Origin of the sequence: Burkholderia sp. AU38729, assembly GCF_020419725.1 — a bacterium.
In the GTDB taxonomy this organism is placed as follows: Bacteria; Pseudomonadota; Gammaproteobacteria; order Burkholderiales; family Burkholderiaceae; genus Burkholderia.
This window is the reverse complement of sequence record NZ_JAIZQO010000020.1, coordinates 1-18,100: the sequence shown is the minus strand read 5'-3', so window position 1 is coordinate 18,100 and position 18,100 is coordinate 1. Positions and strand designations below refer to the sequence as shown.

The window sequence follows — 18,100 nt, the reverse complement described above, 5'->3', positions numbered from 1 at the left end:
GCTCTCTCCTTCCGGTGGCGCTCACGCGGCGTGTGCCGCGCCCGCCTCATACGACGGCTTGCCGCCCGCGTGCACGGCGCGGCCCGCACCCGAACGCGGACGCATCGGCCAGTACAGCAGGTCGGCGGCAATCTGCCGGTAGTCACGCGCGGCGGCCGACGACGGGAACGCGTCGACCGCGGCACGCGTCAGCTCGCGCGCATGCTCGACGAGCGGATCGGCGCTCACGCAGCCCGCGTCGGCGATCGACACCGTCAGGTAGCGGCTCGCGACGCCCGCGAGGTTGTCGAACGCCGTCTTCGCGTCCGCGTGGCTGCCGACGTGATTGGTCAGCACGCGGAACTGCGCGAACGCATGCGCGAAATGCAGCCGCTTCATGTACGCATACGCCTCGGTGATCGCCTGCGCGGCGACCCGCGTAACGACCAGCACGTCGTGCGCTTCGCGGGCGAGCGCCGAGAACGAGCCGTCGGCGCCGAGCTGCGCGTCGACGAGGACGATGTCGGCCGGGCCGTCGATGAAATCGCTCAGCTGCGCGTCGGTGTAGCCGGTGCGCGCGAGCCGCGCCGCGGCGCACAGGCCGAAGCCGGCCGCGACCCGCGTGCGCTCGCCGTCGCGCAGCCACGCGCCCGCCAGCGTCGCGCTGGCCGAATGCACGTCGGCACGCTCGTCGACGACGAGCACATCCTTGCCGAGCGACGCGAGCGCCGCCGCCAGGTTCACGACGGTGGACGTGCAGCCGACCCCCGCCGGCCCGCCCGCCACCGCGACGATGCGTGACGCGCGCCCGGCCAGCAGGCGCCGCAGCCCTTCGGCCTGGTCGATGATTCGTTTATCCAAATCGCACCTCGTGAAGCTCGGCGGTGGAACGTGCGGTCAGTGCGGAAAGCAGCGTCGGCATGTCCTCGTCTTGCGGCACGAAGGGCGAGCCGTCACGCGGTACACAGAACGCGCTCTTCAGCAGGAATTTGGTCGACGCGACGTACAGGTTCTCCGGCACCTTCTGGCCGGTCGACACGTAATGGATCGGCAGCTTGTAGCGGATCACCGTGTCGAGCACGCCGCCGAGGTGGGTCGCCTCGTCGAGCTTCGTGAGGATGCAGCCGGCCAGGTCCGGATGCTCGCCCGCGCTGCGGTACGCCTGCACGACTTCGTTGAGCGTGTCGCCGTGGCTGGTCGCGTTGAGCAGCAGCAGGCGCTGCACCGGCGCGTTCGCCCCGTGCAGCATCGCGATCTGGTCGGACACCGCGCGGTCGCGCTGGCTCATGCCGATCGTGTCGATCAGCACGATGTGCTTGTTGCGCAGCTCGGACAGCGCGAGCGCGAGGTCGCCCGCATCCTTCACCGCGTGCACGGGCACGCCGAGGATCTTGCCGAAGATGCGCAGCTGCTCGTGGCCGCCGATCCGGTAGCTGTCGGTGGTCAGCAGCGCGACCTTGCTCGCGCCGAAGCGCATCACGCAACGCGCGGCCAGCTTCGCGGTGGTGGTCGTCTTGCCGACGCCCGTCGGCCCCATCAGCGCGAACACGCCGCCGCGCTCCATCAGCGCATCTTCGCTGTCGAGCACCGGCAGGTTCGACGCGAGCACCGACTGCGCCCATTCGGCGGCCTGTTCGAAGGTCTGCGCGCCGTCGCCGGCCGGCATGTTGTCGACCAGCATCCGCACGAGCTGCGCGGAGAAGCCGGCCGCGAACAGGTGCTTCGTCAGCGCGCCATGCACGGCGCTGCGACGCTGGCGGTCGTGCCACATCAGGCTGTCGAACTGCTCTGCCATCATCCCGCGCAGTTCGCCGAGCTCCTGCATCACCGTATCGTTGACGATCCGCTCGATGCGCGACTTCACGGCGTCGGCCACCGCGGCGGCTGCGTCGGCGGACAGGCGCGTGCGCTCGGCCGCCTTCGCGGCATGCGCCGCGCTCGTGTTCGCGTCGGGCGCGCGGGTGGCGGCGGCCGGCATCCGGCGTTCGGCGTCGCGCACGATGTCGCGCGCCCAGTTGGGCGGCGTCGCGCTCGCGGCGGCCTGCGGCGCAGGCGCGCTCGCTGGCGGCGCGGCGGGCGCCGCCTGCGCACGCGCCATCAGCGCGTCGCGCTGCTGCGTCAGGCGCTTCGCGTGCTCGACGAGCCACGGCGCGGGTTCGGAGGCGGCGGCCGGAGCGGCGCCGGTCGGCGCGGGGGCGGCGGAAGACGGCGCTGCCGCGGCAGGCGCTTCGTCATCGAGCGCCGAAGGTTGCGGCGTCGCCTCGTCCGCGTCGGCGCTTGCACCGAACACCGACGAGAACACGTCCGGCAGCCCGCCTTCGCCTGCCGCATACGGATTGACCGTCGGGCGGGCCAGCGGCGCGCCCGGGCGCGACACGATGCCCGGCACGGCGGCGGCCGGCACCGATTCCGGCGGGCGCGACGCGGCGATGCGCGGGCGTGCCGCGGCCGGCGGCGCCACGGCGGCCAGGTCCGAATCTGCCAGGGCGACGATTTCCACGCTGCCGTCATCGAGCGTGCGGTTCGACAGCACGACCGCGTCGGCGCCGAGCGCCTCGCGCACGAGACGAAGTGCGTCGCGGCTCGTTGCGCCGGTGAATTTGCGAATGTTCAAGCGGAACCCCCGATGACGTTAACGACTTTGATCGTGCGTGTGTCCGGCACTTCGGCATACGACAGCACTTTCAATTGCGGCAGGCTGCGGCGCAGGAAACGCGCGAGCATCGCGCGCAGCGCGTGCTGCACCAGCAGCACGGGCGGCAGCCCGAGATTCTGTTGACGCAGCATCGCCTGTTGCGTGCCGGTCAGAAGGTTGTGCGCGAGGCCGGGTTCGAGGCCCGGGTTCGCGCCGGTGGCGAGCGCCTGCGACAGCACGCGCTCCAGATTCGAGTCGAGGCCCATCACCTGCATCTCGCCGGCGCCCGGATACCACTGCTGCGTGATCGCGCGGCCGAGCGACAGCCGCACCGCGGCCGTGATCTCGAACGCATCGCCGCGGCCCGCGTGTTCGGACACGGCTTCGAGAATCGTGCGCATGTCGCGGATCGGCACGCCCTCCTCGAGCAGGTTCTGCAGCACCTTCTGCAGCGTCGTCAGCGAGATCGTCTTCGGCACGAGGTCCTCGACGAGCGACGGCGCATCCTTGCCGGTGCGCTCGATGAGCGACTGCACTTCCTGGCGGCCGAGCAGCTCGGCCGCGTGCTGGACGACCAGATGGTTCAGGTGCGTCGCGACGACCGTGCTCGCGTCGACCACCGTGTAGCCGTACACCTGCGCCTGTTCGCGCATCGCGACGTCGATCCACACGGCCGGCAGCCCGAACGCGGGATCCTGCGTGACGGCGCCCGGCAGCGCGGCCGTCACCTGGCCGGGGTTGATCGCGAGCCACTGGCCCGGGAACACTTCGCCGACCCCGATCTCGACGCCCTTCAGCGCGATCCGGTACGCGTTCGGCCGCAGCTCGAGGTTGTCGCGGATATGGATCACCGGCGGCAGGAAGCCGATTTCCTGCGCGAATTTCTTGCGGATGCTCTTGATGCGCTTGAGCAGTTCGCCGTCGCTGTTCTTGTCGACGAGCGGGATCAGCCGGTAACCGACTTCCAGCCCGAGCGGGTCGATCAGCTGCACGTCGTCCCAGGTCGCCTCGTGGCTGTCCGACGGCAGCACCGCGGGCGGCGCGATGTCGGTCAGGTCGCCGGCCGCCTTGCGGGCCGCCGCGCGCTTGGTCAGCGTGCGGGCCAGCCAGATCGCGCCGCCGCCGAGTGCGAGGAACGCGAAGTGCGGCATGCCGGGGATCAGCCCCATCAGCACGATGATCGCACCGGTGATGTTCAGCACGCGCGGGTTCGTGAACAACTGGCCGGTGATCTGCGTGCCGATGTCCTCGTCGGTCGCGACGCGCGACACGATCACGCCGGCCGCGGTCGAGATCACGAGCGACGGGATCTGCGCGACGAGGCCGTCGCCGATCGTCAGCAGCGTGTAGTTCGTGCCGGCGGCCGCGAACGTCATGTCGTGCTGGACCATCCCGACGATCAGCCCGCCGATCACGTTGATCGCCATGATGATCAGGCCGGCGATCGCGTCGCCGCGCACGAACTTCGACGCGCCGTCCATCGACCCGTAGAACTCGGCTTCCTGCGACACGGCCAGGCGGCGCTTGCGCGCCTGCTCTTCGTTGATGAGGCCCGCGTTCAGGTCGGCATCGATCGCCATCTGCTTGCCGGGCATCGCGTCGAGCGTGAAGCGCGCGGACACTTCGGCGATCCGCCCCGCGCCCTTCGTGATCACCATGAAGTTGATGATCATCAGGATCACGAACACGACGATGCCGACCGCGAAGTTGCCGCCGACCAGGAAGTGGCCGAACGCCTCGATCACCTGGCCGGCCGCGTCCGGGCCCGTGTGGCCTTCGAGCAGCACGACGCGCGTCGACGCGACGTTCAGCGACAGGCGCAGAAGCGTGGAGAACAGCAGCACGCTCGGGAACGCCGCGAAGTCGAGCGGCTTCATCGTGTACATGCTGACGAGCAGCACCATCACGGACAGCGCGATGTTGAACGTGAACAGCAGATCCAGCAGCATCGGCGGCAGCGGCAGGATCATCATCCCCAAAATCATGCAGATGAGGATCGGGCCCGCGAGCGCGCGCAGGTTCGTGCCCGCGAACGGGTTCGGGCGCTTCGCGAACAGGCCGGTCGGGGTGCTCATGCTGCCTCCCGCCGGGCCGCCCCAAGGGAGGCAGCCCCCCCCTCGGGGGGCAGCGAACGAAAGTGAGCGTGGGGGCTAATCATGCAGTGCCTCCGTTACCGAGCGTGTCTTCCTGTTCTTCGCGCTCGTCTTCGGCGGACACCGACGCGCCCTTGTCGAGGTCGGCCGGCACCTCCAGATCGACCGGCATCGCCGGGAACGCGCCGCCTTCCGAACGGAAGCGCTTGAGCTGGTAGACCCACGCGAGCACTTCGGCGACGGCCGAGTACAGCGAGCCGGGAATCTCGCGTTCGAGTTCGACGTTGTGATACAGCGCACGCGCGAGCGGCGGCGCTTCGAGCAGCGGCACGTTGTGTTCGGCCGCGAGTTCGCGGATGCGCGCGGCGACGAGGTTCACGCCCTTCGCGACGACCTTCGGCGCGCGCATCTCGCCGTCCGTGTATTGCAGCGCGACGGCGAAGTGCGTCGGGTTCGTCACGACCACGTCGGCCTTCGGCACGGCCGCCATCATCCGGCGGCGCGCGATCGCACGCTGCTGCTGGCGGATCCGCCCCTTCACGTGCGGATCGCCTTCGTTCTCGCGATGCTCGCGCTTCACTTCTTCCTTCGTCATGCGCAACTTCTTGTTGTACTGCCAGATTTGGTAAGGCACATCGAGTGCGGCGACCACCAGCATCCCGGCAACCGTCGTGCCGCAGCACACGGCGATCAGGTGCAGCGCATCGGGCAACGCCACGCGCAGCGGCTGCGTCGCGAGGGCGAGCAGCTCGTCCTTGCTGCGCCAGATCGCGATGCCGCCGATGCCGCCGACGACCAGCGTCTTCGCGAACGACATCCCGAGCTGGATCGGCCCCTGGATCGAGAAGATCCGGCCGAGGCCCGAGATCGGGTTCAGGCGGTCGAACTTCAGCTCGAACGTCTTCGACGAGATCAGCCAGCCGCCGAGCGCCATCGGCGCGAGCAGCGCGGCGACGCCGGTCAGCGCGAGGATCGGCAGCAGCGCGGCGAAGCCCTCGAGGCTCGCGCTGCCGGCCGCCGACAGCATCCGGCTCGTGTCGAACGCGGTCGCGCGATCGAACGTGAACGCGCCGCGCAGCATCGCCTGCAGATGCCCGCCCGACGGGCCCGCGAGCAGCCACGCGCCGTAGAACCCGGCCGCGAGCAGCGCGAACGAAGCCAGCTCGCGCGAACGCGCGACCTGCCCCTCCTCACGCGCCTTCTCGCGGCGCCTGGGAGTGGCGGCTTCGGTCTTGTCGAGATCGCTCTCGTCTGCCACGGGGCCTCCAGTCGGGTACGGCGGAATGCCGCTTTCCAGTGACACCGATTATTCATGGAGGCGTCAAACGCCGATCGGTCGAGCAAAGCCGGGAAAGGGGGGTATTTCGGGGAATCGGGCGAGCCGGTGCGAACGGGGCCGGACGGGGGACGGAACGGGGTGCGGCGCGGCGGAAAAACGTGCCGGCGGGGGCGATGGCGGGTGTCGGCTCCGGGCGGAGCGGCGACGGCGTGAAGCGGGGAAAAACGCGGAAACGGTGAAGCAGTAAAGCGGTGCAGCGGGGGCGACGCGAAATCGGGCCCCGACGCGGCGGCGTCGCGCGTCGGGGCAGGCGTCGGTCAGGCCGCCACGATCGGGTCCGCGCCGAAGCGGTTCGGACCTTCGGTGCCGCGCGAGCACGTCCATACCAGCAGCAGGATGCCGCCGACGACCGGAATCAGGCCGAGCAGCAGGAACCAGCCCGAGCGGCCCGTATCGTGCAGGCGGCGAACGCTGACCGCGATGCCCGGAATGATCAGCGCCAGCGAAACCAGGGCGAGCACGCCGAGCAGCAGCAGCGTGATCAGGCCGCCGTCGCGGCCGGCCACGCCGATGATCTGCGCGGCGATCGACAGCACCGTGGTCAGCAGCACGAAATACCAGTATTCGGCACGACGCGCACGGCCTTCGAATGTCGCGTATTTATTGAGTACGGCACGAACGGCTTCGGAAAAATTCATTTTATTACCCTCCTGTTTTATATAGACGACCCCGGAAACAACGCCGGCATTATATGTTTGAATGTCGACGGACTCCATCTCTTTTCACATGCCGGGTAGTGCGCGCACCGGCCGTCTCGCCGGCCCGTGCGGTGCGGGAATGGCTGCAATAGCGGAATCCGGCGCCATCGGCTTGCATGCCGCGTCATTTTAATAATCTTGAAGACCTGACAGAAACGACAGCCCCGGATAATCCAGCATTTGATTACGTCCGAATGAAATCGAATGCGATCGATAATCGGCAACGAGTGTGCCGCATTCGATTAACCGGCCGGCATTACGCGGGCGTGCAAAGCGCGCTACGCTTCGCCATGATTCGCCGATTCCGGTCGAACCGCACCATGCTCCGTCATCCGCTCGTTCCGTTGCTGTCGCTTGCCTGCGCGCTGGCCGCCGGCTGCGCGGGCACGCCGGCCCGCCCGCCCGGCGCGCAGGCGCCTGACGCGCCGCATCCCGGCACGATCGCCCTGCGCCACGCGTGGAACGGATCGACGCAAACCCTGCACGCGCAGGATTTTCCCGCGAGCTTCACCTTCCGCTGCGTCGACACGCGCGGCGAGCCGGCGGAACGCGCCCGCGCGGCCTGGTGCGTGCCGGTCGTCGAGATCGAATCGGTGCCGGTCGATGCCGCCGGGCGCCCGGTCGCGCCGGCCGACGCCGTCCGGATCGAAAGCACCGCGTACGGGCCCGGCCACCGCTTCCTCGATCACACGCGCCTGATGCGCGACGGCCGGCCGCCGGCCTAGCGCCGGTTCGCCGGTTCACGCCTGCAACGGGTTCCCGCCGCCTAGCCCGCCGCCGCCCGCTGCAGCGCGTCGAGGTCGAGCTTCTTCATCGTCATCACCTGCGCCATCACGCGCTCCGCGCGCGCCGGATCGCCCGTCATCAGCTCGCTCATCTGCGCCGGCACGACCTGCCACGACACGCCGAAGCGGTCGCGCAGCCAGCCGCACTGCTGCGCACGCTCGTCGCCGCCTTCCGACAGGCGCGCCCAGTAGCGGTCGATTTCGTCCTGGTCCCGGCAGTTGACGACGAACGACACGGCCGGCGTGATCTGGAACACGGGGCCGCCGTTCAGCGCGACGAAGGCTTGCCCGTCGAGCTCGAACGCGACGGTCATCACCGCGCCCTCCGCGCTGCCGGACGCATGCGCGCCGGCCTTGCCGTAGCGCGCGACGTGCACGATGCGCGCGTTGTCGAACACCGATACGTAGAAACCGGCGGCCGCCTCTGCTTCGCGGTCGAACCACAGGAACGGCGTGATGCGTTGTATGCGCGGGTTCATGGCGCTGCCTCCTCGATGTCGTGCCGGCATGGGTGCCGGTATTACATCGTAGGCGCTGTGCCCGCGCGCGGCGGCGCACCGGTCGGACCCGTCGTGCCGCGCACGGCCGTCGAATAAAAAAAGGGGGCGATCGCTCGCCCCCTGGGTCCTGCGTGTCGCCGTGCCGCGTCAGAACGCGACGAAAGGCGCCGCGCCGCCGCTCGCGGTCTTGTCCATCCCGAAGTAGATCGTCCGGTTGTAGAAGTGCGGCATGCCGATATCGAGCCAGCTGGACGAACCGAACGGGCCGGCGATGTCGTCGAACGCGAACGTCGACGGGTTCGAGAACAGCGAATCCGCGTTCACGACGGGCATCGTCACCGTGCCGCTCACGCCGTTCTGGCCGGTCAGCGTCGCCGAATTGCTGATCGTCGTCGACGGGCAGTAGAACTGCGTGTTCTTCGAGCAGGCCGGCAACTTGCCCGACGTATCGTTGAAGAAGTACGCATTCGAACCCGTATCGAAGAACGCGGTCACGTTGCGGCCCTGGAACGTCGCGCTGACGTCGCCCGTCGTGGTCGACGTCATCACCGTCTTCCCGGTCAGGTCGGGCAGGCCGAACGTCAGCGTCCCGGTTGCGCTGGCCTGCCCGCTGTCCGAAATTTGCGGCATGCTCACGCTCACCCCGCTGCTGTCGGCGAAGCGATGCACCGGGTTGGCCACCTGCTGCGCCACCGGCACGAGTGCGACCGTGCAGTTCGCGTTGTTGCCGTTCGGGCACGCGTAATAGTTGTTGTTCGTCGACGTCGACGTCGCGCAGGTCGTGCCGCAGTCGACCGGCGCCGGCCCGATGCCGAGGATCCCGTTCGCGCCGAGCGCGCTCGCCGAGTTGGCCGACGCGCCGCCGTTCGTGCACGAGCTCGGCACGTTGGTCGTGCCGAGGTCGCCGATGATCTGCACGGGCAGCGAACTCGCCTGCTCGGAGCCGATCGACAGGTCGACCGTGCGCACCGACCCCCACGTATAGCTCGACACGAACTTGCCGCACTCGGCGACCGGCGCGCCGCCGCTCGTCACCTGCGGGAGGCTGCCGAGCACGCCCGACACGGCGCTGCCGACGAGCCGCAGCCCGTAGGACGCGGTATCGACGAGCACGTTGTTGACCACCTGGCAGTTCGACGTGCCCGGCGCGCAGACCTTCAGGCTGATGGTCGGGATGTTGATCACGTTCGCGACGCCGGCGTTCACGGTGATGACGGCCGTGTTCCCGGAATTGCCGTCCGAGCCGCCGTTACCGTTGTTGCCGCCGTTGCCGTTGCTGCCCGAGCTGCTGCCGCCGCCGTCTCCGCCGCCGCAAGCCGTCACGAGGACGGCCGTCGCCGCCGCGAGGCCCAGCACGCCGAGCCAGCGCTTGAATGTACGAGGAATTCTCAAGATCGCTCTCCCGCTGTCACTGGATGTCGGTGCCGGTCAGGCCGGCTGGCAGCGCCGCCGGCAGCCACGCCTGGCCCGAGAAGGCGCCCATGTGGCCGCCGGTCCGGATCACGAGGCCGCTGGTGTCGACGGACACGGGCGCGCGCCAGCCGCGCGCCTGGTGCGCCGCCTGGACGCCTGCGGTGTACTGCGGGAAATAGCTGCCGAGCAGCGACGCGAGATCCGGCATCGTCGGCCCTTGCCATGCGAGGCCGAACACGCTGCCGGCGGCCGACGTGTATTCGTGGATGACGGTGCCCGATCCGAGCGTGATCTCGCGGACGGTATAGGCGGCCGTGCTCGTCTGCATGCCGTCTGCCGAACGCATCGCGCGCTGCAAGGCGCGCACGGTCGCGGCCCGATCGTCCGCCGGCGGCGACATCGGCGCGCCGCCCAGTTCCGCGTATGCGTGGACGCTCCACAGCACACCCATTGCAGCCGTCGCGTGCGCGACGGCCCAGCCCAAGCGTTTCAGCTTCACGTTCCCCCCCAAGGGACTGGCTTTGTTGCCGGCGGTGCGGCCATCGCGCCCGCGCCACCTGCCAACATATGAAATCGTACGAATGACGCTACGTTGCTGCTGACGCGTAGTATGCCTGCTGAGTGTGTCGAAGTGTCAATTTGACGCAGGACGACCCTGGGCCTCGCAGGTGAGACGTGCGTGGGAAAGCGGTGCGGGGAACGTGTGACGCGGGCATCGGGCGCCACTGCGATACGCGGCGCGCCGATGCCTGCGGCAGGTCAGAAGCCCAGGCTGGCGAGCAGGTCGTCCACCTGCCCCTGGTCCTGGACCACGTCGGTCTTGCCTTCCGGCGCGATCTGCGGGCCGTTCAGCAGCGACTCGGGGCTACCGGTCGGGCTGACCTGCTCGGCCGCGAGCGCAGCCGCGGTGGCGGCGAACTGCTCGCGCCGCTCGGGCGCGATGTTCTCGACGAGCACCGTGAGGAGCTGCTGCTCGATCAGGTAGACCATGTCCATGATCTTCTTGATCACCTGCCCGGTCAGGTCCTGGAAATCCTGCGCGAGCATGATCTCGAGCAGTTGCGCGCGGGTGGCCGAAGCCGACTCGGGCAGCGTGCGCAGGAACGTGCGCGTATCGTCCATCAGCTCGCGCACTTCCGCGTGCTCGATCGGTGCCGCGTACCACTGCGCCCAGCGCGCGTCGAGCGCCTCGGCCTCGTTCTGGATGCGCTCCTGCATCGGCTTCGCGACCTCGATCGCGTTCAGCACGCGCACGGCGGCCTGTTCGGTCATCGTCGCGACGTAGCGCAGCCGGTCGCGCGCATCGGGCACGGCTTCCGCCGCCCGCTCGACATGCTTGTCGAGCCCGAGCTCGCGCATCGAATCGCGCAGCGCGCGCGTGACATGGCCGATGCGCGCGAGGATGCGGTCGCTCGCGAAATCGGCGCCTTCGGCCTGGCCGTCGGCGCTGAACCCGGCGCCGGTCAGCGCGGCATGGATCGGCTCGTTCACGTCAGCTCCCGGTCTTCGCCATCTTGTCGATGATCTTGTTCAGCTTCTCGTCGAGCGTCGCGGCCGTGAACGGCTTCACGACGTAGCCGCTCGCGCCGGCCTGCGCGGCCGCGATGATGTTCTCCTTCTTCGACTCGGCCGTGACCATCAGCACCGGCAGGTGCGTGAGCGTCGCGTCCGCGCGGATTTCCTTCAGCATCGCGAGGCCGTCGAGGTTCGGCATGTTCCAGTCGGAGATCACGAAGTCGAAACCGCCGCCGCGCAGCCGCGCGAGGCCGGCCGCGCCGTCCTCGGCCTCGTCGACGTTCGAATAGCCCAGTTCCTTGAGCAGGTTGCGGACGATCCGGCGCATCGTCGGGAAATCGTCCACCACCAGGATTTTCATGCTCTTGTCCATCGTCGTTCCTTTCCAGATTCGTTTCCGTCGGGACGCGTATCGTGGCACGCGCCCCGTGACATTCCATTCAAACGCGCTGCACGCGGTCGCCCATCGTCGCCAGGCGCGCCATCACGCGACGGCTCATCTCGGCGAGCGGCACGATCTCGTCCGCGCCGCCGAGCGCGATCGCCTCGCGCGGCATCCCGAACACGATGCAGCTTGCTTCATCCTGCGCGAACGTGTGAGCGCCCGCGCGTTTCATTTCCAGCAGGCCGGCCGCGCCGTCGCGGCCCATCCCGGTCAGGATCACCCCGATCGCGTTCTTGCCCGCGTGCGTCGCCGCCGAGCGGAACAGCACGTCGACCGACGGGCGGTGCCGGTTCACCGGCGGCTCGTCCGACAGTTGCGCAATATAGTTCGCCCCGCTTCTCGCAAGCAACAGGTGCGCGTGGCCCGGCGCAATATACGCGTGCCCCGGCAGCACGCGCTCGCCGTGCTCGGCTTCCTTCACCGCGATCCGGCACAGGCCGTTCAGCCGTTGCGCGAACGACTTCGTGAAACCCGGCGGCATGTGCTGCGCGATCAGCACGGCCGGCGCATCGGGCGGCAGCGGCGTCAGCACTTCGCGGATCGCCTCGGTGCCGCCCGTCGACGCGCCGATGATGATCAGCTTCTCGGTACTGACGAGCGGGTTGTTGATCATCGGCGCGGCCGGGTGGCTGTCCGCCGCGCGCGCGGCGGCCTGCGGCTGCGGCGCCTGGCGCACGCGCGCCCGCGACGCCGCGCGGATCTTGTCGGCGAGCTTCTCCGCGTAGTCGAGCATCCCGTCGCGAATCCCGACGCGCGGCTTCGTGACGAAATCGACCGCGCCGAGTTCGAGTGCGCGCAGCGTGATTTCCGAGCCGCGCTCGGTCAGCGACGACACCATCACGACCGGCATCGGCCGCAGGCGCATCAGCTTCTCGAGGAAGTCGAGCCCGTCCATGCGCGGCATTTCGACGTCGAGCGTGAGCACGTCGGGGTTGTGCTGCTTGATGAGCTCGCGCGCGACGAGCGGATCGGGCGCGGTCGCGCACACCGTCATGTCGGGCTGGCTGTTGATGATCTCGGTCATCAGGCTGCGGATCAGCGCCGAATCGTCGACGCACAACACTTTGATCTTCTGCACTGCGGTCATGCCTCCTGCTTTCTTGATAGGTTCGCCGGCCGCACGCCGGCGGCCGGCGCCGCGCTGCGCGCGCCGAACAGCTCGATGCGCGGCCGCGTCGGCTGCGGCGGCGCCGGACGCTTCGCCGCGAACAGCTCGACTTGCGGACGCGGCCGTGCGGTGCGGGCGCGATCGGCCTCGCGGGCGAGCGCGGCTTCGCGCTCGGTGACGCCCGGCACCTGCAGCCGCAGCTTCTTCACCGCCGCGCGCCCCGTGGCCGCCATGAACGCGACCTTGCGCGGGTGCACGCCCTGCAGGTCTTCCGCCGTGATGCGGATGCGTTCGAGCGCGAGGTAGCGGCGCACGAAATCCGCGTTGCGGTCGCCGATGTTGATCGTCGTCATCCCGGCCAACACGGCGGCGCCCCCGAACACCTTCGCCTCGAAGCGTTCGCGGCGCCCGCCGGCCTTGATCATCTCGTTGATCAGCACTTCCATCGCATACGCGCCGTAGCGCATCGATTCCGACGCGGCCGCGCCCGGATCGGCGCCGTCGTCGGGCAGCATGAAGTGGTTCATCCCGCCGATGCCCGCATACGGGTCGTGCAGGCACGCGGCGACGCACGAGCCGAGCACGGTCATCAGCACCATGTCCTCGGACGTCGTGTAGAACTCGTTCGGCAGCAGCTTCACGCCGGGACGGCCGAAGTGGTTGTCGAAGTAGCGATTGGTGGCGATCGGCAGGGCGCTCATCCGCGCTCTCCAAGAGCGGATGCGGCGCCCGCGGCATGCATGCGCGCGGGGGCCTGCATCGCGCTCGCCTGCGCGCCCCGCGGACGCGCGCCCTGGGCGGCGTCGCGGGTCAGTTCGTACACCGTCTGCCCGCGCAGCCGGAACGCCTGCGTGACATACGTGAAGTTCTCCGAATGGCCGGCGAACAGCAGCCCGCCCGGCTTCACGAGCGGCTCGAAGCGCGACAGCACCTGCCCCTGCGTCGGCTTGTCGAAATAGATCATCACGTTGCGGCAGAAGATCGCGTCGAACGGCTTCGCGATCCCGTAATCCGCATCGGTCAGGTTCAGCTGCTCGAAGCGGATCATCGCGCGCAGCTCGGGACGCACCTTCACGCGGCCGGCCTGCGCGCCGGTGCCCTTCAGGAAGAAGCGCTTCAGCCGCTCCGGCGCGAGGTGCTTGACCTGGTCGTACGTATAGATGCCGGCCTCCGCCTTCGCAAGCACCTGCGTGTCGAGGTCGGTCGCGAGGATCGACGCGCCGCGCGCGGCCGATTCGCCGAGCGCCTCGATCAGCGTGATCGCGATCGAGTAAGGCTCTTCGCCGGTCGACGCCGCCGAGCACCAGACCGAGACCGGCGCCGGCCGCCCTTTCACGAAATCCGACAGGATCGGGAAATGGTGGGCCTCGCGGAAGAACGCGGTCAGGTTCGTCGTCAGCGCATTGGTGAACGCTTCCCACTCGAGTGGATCGTCTTCCTGCTCGAGCAGGTCGAGGTAGTCGCGGAACGTGTCGAGGCCGCGTGCCCGCAAGCGGCGCGCGAGACGGCTGTACGCCATGTCGCGCTTGTGCTCGGACAGCGAGATCCCCGCGCGTTGATGGATCAGCGCGCGAATGCGTGCGAAATCCGCGCTGGTGAACGCGAAATCGCGCCCCGGCTCGCCCGCGCGAGGCGAGGCATCCGGTGCATCGGGTCGAAACGGCGCGCGCGCGTGCGGCATGGTTTAGAAGGTCTCCCAATCGTCGTCGGACGTGCCGGCCGTGGCCGCCGCCGGCTTCTCGCCGTTCAGCGCCGGGCGCACGAGCGCGGGCTTCGCGGCCGGCTTGTCGGCCGGTGCGGCGGTTTTTGCGAGACGCGGCCCATAGCCACCCGCAGCGGTGCCGCGGGAAGCCGGTGCATCCTTGTGCGCGTGCGCGCCCGTATCGGCCGCACGCTTCGTTTCATGGCCCGCACCCGCAGCACCCGCAGCACCCGATGCGGCGGCACGCGGCGCCGGCGCGGCGCGCCGTGCCGGTTGTGCGGCAGCCTGCGGCGCCGGCAGCGCGGCGACCGGCGTCGCATCGAAACGCGGCTCCGACGTCAGCGCCGGCGCGTGCTCATGGGCGACCGGCCGCGCGACACCGCGCGACGGCGCGAGCACGATACCGCCCGCCACGCGCCAGCCCGACACGATCGCCTTCATCTGGCGCGTCTGCTCCTCGAGCGACGCCGCCGCGGCAGCCGCCTGCTCGACGAGCGCGGCGTTCTGCTGCGTGACCGAATCCATCTGGCCGACCGCGCGATTGACCTGCTCGATGCCGGTCGACTGCTCGTCCGACGCGGCGCTGATCTCGCCCATGATGTCGGTCACGCGGCGCACGGCCTGCACGATCTCGTCCATCGTCGTGCCGGCGCGCGACACGAGCGCGGACCCGCTTTCGACCTTCTCGGCCGAATCGCCGATCAGCTGCTTGATTTCCTTCGCGGCGCTCGCGCTGCGCTGCGCGAGCGAGCGCACCTCGCCCGCGACCACCGCGAAGCCGCGGCCCTGTTCGCCCGCACGCGCGGCTTCGACCGCCGCGTTCAGCGCGAGGATGTTGGTCTGGAACGCGATGCCTTCGATCGTGCCGATGATGTCGACGACCTTGCCCGAGCTTGCCGCGATGTCCTGCATCGTCGACACGACCTGGCCGACCACCTCGCCGCCCTGCGTCGCGATGTCCGATGCGTTCACCGCGAGCTGGCTGGCCTGTCGCGCGTTTTCCGCGTTCTGCCGCACGGTGCCCGTCAGCTGCTCCATGCTCGACGCGGTTTCCTGCAGCGATGCGGCCTGTTCCTCGGTGCGCTGCGACAGGTCGGTGTTGCCGGTCGAGATCTCGCGCGCGCCGACGTCGATCGACTCGGTACCGCGATGCACGGCCTGCACCATCGTCGTGACGGCGTCCTGCATCCGCTTGATGCCGCCGAACAGGCGGCCGATCTCGTTGGTGCTGAACACGTTGACCGGCTGCGTGAGGTCGCCGCCGGCGATGCGCTCGAAGTGCGCGATCGCGTCTTCCAGCGGCTGCACGATCAGCCCGCGCAGCGCGAAGCGGATCGCGATCACGACGACGAACGCGATCGCGATGCCCGCCGCGATCAACCCGATCATCAGCGAGATCTGCGATTGCGTCGTGGCCTGGCGATCTTCCGCGCGCTTCTGCAGCGACGCGACCACGGCCGCCGCGGCCTGGTCGTACGCGACGAACATCGGGCTGATCTTGGTATCGGCGACCGCGTGGTACGCGGCCATGTCGCCCGCGCGCGCGGCCGCGAACTCGGGCTCGACGCCTTCCTTCACGATCGTCGCGTAGCGGGTGGCCAGCTCGTCGACGAGCGCCTGCTCGACGCCCAGCTTCGGCGTCGCCTGGAACGCCTGCCAGTTCTGGTTCGACTTCGCGTACAGCTCCTGCGCGCGGTCGAGCACCTTGGCCGCTTCGGCCGTGTTGCCGGCTTCCGTCAGCGAGCGGAAGCGGTCGAGCGACACGCGCGCGCGCAGCAGGTACGACGACGTATCGTCGAGCGAGTGGATCGCCGGCAGGTCGACGTGCGCGATCGCGTCGAGCGAGCGGCTCGCGTGATTCAGCGCGACCAGGCCGAGCCCGCCGACGGCTGCGGCCAGCGCCACGAGGATGAGTCCGACCGCCGTGAGCGTCGTGCGGATCGACCAGTTTTGCAACATTGCAGATTCTCCCGAAATTCCTGCGCGCGCAGCGCGCTTACCCGCCGAGCGTCTCGATCAGCGCCATTTCACGGCTCGACATCAGCTTCTCGATGTCCATCAGGATCAGCATCCGGCCGTCGACCGTGCCGAGGCCCGTCAGGTACTCGGTCGTCAGCGTCGCGCCGAATTCCGGCGCCGGCATGATCTGGTCGGTCTGCAGCGTCAGCACGTCCGACACGCCGTCGACCACCATCCCGACCACGCGATGCGCGACGTTCAGGATGATCACGACGGTCTGGTGGTCGTACTCGACGCGGCCGAGATGGAACTTGATCCGCATGTCGACGATCGGCACGATGATCCCGCGCAGGTTGATCACGCCCTTGATGAACTCCGGCGCGTTCGCGATGCGCGTGACGCTGTCGTAGCCGCGGATTTCCTGCACCTTCAGGATGTCGATCCCGTATTCCTCGTCGCCGAGCGTGAACACGAGGAATTCCTGGCCCGTCGCGTCGCCTTGTTCCGCGTCGCGGCGGCTCGTCGCCGCGTTCGCCGCGGCCGGATTGATCATTTGGACTTCAGCAGACACGTTTGCCCCCAATCGGTTGAATGGCGAGTGACATCAGAACATCGCGAGCTCGGCGCCGGCACGGGCGCCGTGCATCGCACGGGTTTCGCGGTTCAGCGCCGCGACGTCGACGATCAGCGCGACGCTGCCGTCGCCGAGGATGGTCGCCGCCGAGATGCCGTGCACCTTGCGGTAATTGGTTTCGAGGTTCTTCACGACCACCTGCTGCTGGCCGACCAGCTCGTCGATCAGCATCGCGAAGCGGCGCCCCTCGGTTTCCATGATCGTGACGATTCCTTGCGTCGGGTCGGTGCGCGCGTCGTCGACCGAGAACACCTCGTGCAGCGCGACCAGCGGCAGGTATTCGCCGCGCACGCGCACCACGCGCTCGCCGTTGCCGACCGTGTAGATGTCGTCGTTCGACGGCTGCAGCGACTCCATCACGAAGTTCAGCGGCAGGATGAAGATCTCGTTGCCGACCTTCACCGACATCCCGTCGAGGATCGCGAGCGTCAGCGGCAGCACGATCCGCGTGGTCGTGCCGCGGCCGGCCACCGACGTGATTTCCACGTGGCCGCCCATCGACTGGATGTTGCGCTTCACGACGTCCATCCCGACGCCGCGGCCCGACACGTCGGTCACCGTCTCGGCGGTCGAGAAGCCCGGCGCGAAGATCAGCTGCCAGACTTCGTCGTCGCTGATGTTGTCGGACACCTGCATGCCCTGCTTCGCGGCCTTCGCGAGGATCCGCTCGCGGTTCAGGCCCGCGCCGTCGTCGCTCACCTCGATCACGATGTTGCCGCCGTGATGCGCGGCCGACAGCACGAGCTGGCCAACGGCGTCCTTGCCGGCGGCCACGCGCTTGTCGACCGTCTCGATCCCGTGGTCGAGGCTGTTGCGCACGAGGTGGGTCAGCGGATCGATGATCCGTTCGATCAGGCTCTTGTCGAGCTCGGTCGCCTGGCCGAACGTGACGAGCTCGACCTGCTTGCCGAGCTTGCCGGCGAGGTCGCGCACGAGACGCGGGAAGCGGCTGAACACGTAGTCCATCGGCATCATGCGGATCGACATCACCGCTTCCTGCAGGTCGCGCGCGTTGCGCTCGAGCTGCGCCATCCCGTTGAACAGGCGGTCGTGCAGCGCCGGATCGAACGCGCTCGCGGTTTCCGCGAGCATCGCCTGCGTGATCACGAGCTCGCCGACCAGGTTGATCAGCTGGTCGACCTTCTCGACGCCGACGCGAATCGAGCTGCCTTCGGCGCCCGATGCCGCGGCGGCGGCCGGGCGCGCGCGCTTGTCGTCGTGATGCGCGGCGGGTTGCGGCGCGTGGTCGGCCTGCGCCGCCGGCTGAGCCGGCTGCGGCGCTTGCGCGGCGGCGG

Annotated in this window: 17 protein-coding genes; 1 reads left to right on the top strand and 16 read right to left on the bottom strand. The window is 69.1% G+C overall.

The genetic code is table 11. The features are described 5' to 3' along the window. Positions 1 to 21: 21 nt before the first annotated feature. The 5 genes from LGM56_RS34965 to LGM56_RS34945 form a co-directional block, all read right to left on the bottom strand. Positions 22 to 840 carry a flagellar biosynthesis protein FlhG gene (locus LGM56_RS34965; protein WP_089493901.1) on the bottom strand — a complete coding sequence of 273 codons (819 nt, stop codon included), beginning with the start codon at positions 838 to 840 and terminating at the stop codon, positions 22 to 24. After that, a complete protein-coding gene (gene flhF / locus LGM56_RS34960; protein ID WP_226208050.1) occupies positions 833 to 2,593 on the bottom strand; it encodes a flagellar biosynthesis protein FlhF in 1,761 nt (586 codons plus the stop codon). The genes LGM56_RS34965 and flhF overlap by 8 nt, the downstream gene beginning before the upstream one ends. Further along, a complete protein-coding gene (flhA, locus tag LGM56_RS34955; protein WP_089493899.1) occupies positions 2,590 to 4,689 on the bottom strand; it encodes a flagellar biosynthesis protein FlhA in 2,100 nt (699 codons plus the stop codon). Before flhA ends, flhF begins: the two co-directional genes overlap by 4 nt. A gap of 79 nt (positions 4,690 to 4,768) precedes the next feature. After that, positions 4,769 to 5,965, bottom strand: a complete 1,197-nt coding sequence (flhB, locus tag LGM56_RS34950; protein ID WP_089493898.1) for a flagellar biosynthesis protein FlhB — start codon at positions 5,963 to 5,965, stop codon at positions 4,769 to 4,771. Positions 5,966 to 6,303: 338 nt separating this feature from the next. Further along, positions 6,304 to 6,684, bottom strand: coding sequence for a DUF805 domain-containing protein (locus LGM56_RS34945; RefSeq protein WP_226208049.1), 381 nt, complete (start codon positions 6,682 to 6,684; stop codon positions 6,304 to 6,306). 176 nt (positions 6,685 to 6,860) lie between these two features. On the opposite strand from LGM56_RS34945, the gene LGM56_RS34940 reads away from it, so the two are divergent. Beyond that, the gene (locus LGM56_RS34940) at positions 6,861 to 7,469 is read left to right on the top strand and encodes a hypothetical protein (RefSeq protein WP_226208048.1); all 609 of its coding nucleotides are present in this window, start codon (positions 6,861 to 6,863) and stop codon (positions 7,467 to 7,469) included. 41 nt (positions 7,470 to 7,510) lie between these two features. Here the strand turns inward: LGM56_RS34940 and LGM56_RS34935 are convergent, their stop codons facing one another. The 11 genes from LGM56_RS34935 to LGM56_RS34885 form a co-directional block, all read right to left on the bottom strand. After that, entirely contained in the window at positions 7,511 to 8,008 is a 498-nt protein-coding gene (locus tag LGM56_RS34935) for a VOC family protein (protein WP_089493896.1), read from the bottom strand. 168 nt (positions 8,009 to 8,176) lie between these two features. Continuing rightward, positions 8,177 to 9,421 carry a DUF3443 family protein gene (locus LGM56_RS34930; RefSeq protein WP_226208047.1) on the bottom strand — a complete coding sequence of 415 codons (1,245 nt, stop codon included), beginning with the start codon at positions 9,419 to 9,421 and terminating at the stop codon, positions 8,177 to 8,179. A gap of 16 nt (positions 9,422 to 9,437) precedes the next feature. After that, on the bottom strand, positions 9,438 to 9,941 hold the full coding sequence (locus tag LGM56_RS34925; RefSeq protein WP_089424239.1) for a DUF2844 domain-containing protein: 504 nt from the start codon (positions 9,939 to 9,941) through the stop codon (positions 9,438 to 9,440). Positions 9,942 to 10,201: 260 nt separating this feature from the next. Continuing rightward, positions 10,202 to 10,933, bottom strand: coding sequence for a protein phosphatase CheZ (gene cheZ, locus LGM56_RS34920; RefSeq protein ID WP_089493894.1), 732 nt, complete (start codon positions 10,931 to 10,933; stop codon positions 10,202 to 10,204). A 1-nt stretch (position 10,934) separates the two neighbouring features. Continuing rightward, complete coding sequence (cheY, locus tag LGM56_RS34915; RefSeq protein ID WP_039346818.1) at positions 10,935 to 11,330, bottom strand: chemotaxis response regulator CheY; 396 nt, start codon at positions 11,328 to 11,330, stop codon at positions 10,935 to 10,937. Between the two features lie 67 nt (positions 11,331 to 11,397). Continuing rightward, positions 11,398 to 12,489 carry a protein-glutamate methylesterase/protein-glutamine glutaminase gene (locus LGM56_RS34910; protein WP_174974784.1) on the bottom strand — a complete coding sequence of 364 codons (1,092 nt, stop codon included), beginning with the start codon at positions 12,487 to 12,489 and terminating at the stop codon, positions 11,398 to 11,400. Continuing rightward, the gene (gene cheD / locus LGM56_RS34905) at positions 12,486 to 13,211 is read right to left on the bottom strand and encodes a chemoreceptor glutamine deamidase CheD (RefSeq protein ID WP_226208046.1); all 726 of its coding nucleotides are present in this window, start codon (positions 13,209 to 13,211) and stop codon (positions 12,486 to 12,488) included. The genes LGM56_RS34910 and cheD overlap by 4 nt, the downstream gene beginning before the upstream one ends. Beyond that, positions 13,208 to 14,191, bottom strand: a complete 984-nt coding sequence (locus LGM56_RS34900) for a CheR family methyltransferase (RefSeq protein WP_226208045.1) — start codon at positions 14,189 to 14,191, stop codon at positions 13,208 to 13,210. The genes cheD and LGM56_RS34900 overlap by 4 nt, the downstream gene beginning before the upstream one ends. Before the next feature lie 3 nt (positions 14,192 to 14,194). After that, the gene (locus tag LGM56_RS34895; RefSeq protein WP_226208044.1) at positions 14,195 to 16,171 is read right to left on the bottom strand and encodes a methyl-accepting chemotaxis protein; all 1,977 of its coding nucleotides are present in this window, start codon (positions 16,169 to 16,171) and stop codon (positions 14,195 to 14,197) included. 37 nt (positions 16,172 to 16,208) lie between these two features. Beyond that, a complete protein-coding gene (gene cheW / locus LGM56_RS34890) occupies positions 16,209 to 16,724 on the bottom strand; it encodes a chemotaxis protein CheW (RefSeq protein ID WP_043185043.1) in 516 nt (171 codons plus the stop codon). 51 nt (positions 16,725 to 16,775) lie between these two features. Beyond that, a partial coding sequence (locus LGM56_RS34885; RefSeq protein WP_226208043.1) for a chemotaxis protein CheW occupies positions 16,776 to 18,100 on the bottom strand: 1,325 nt, incomplete at its 5' end.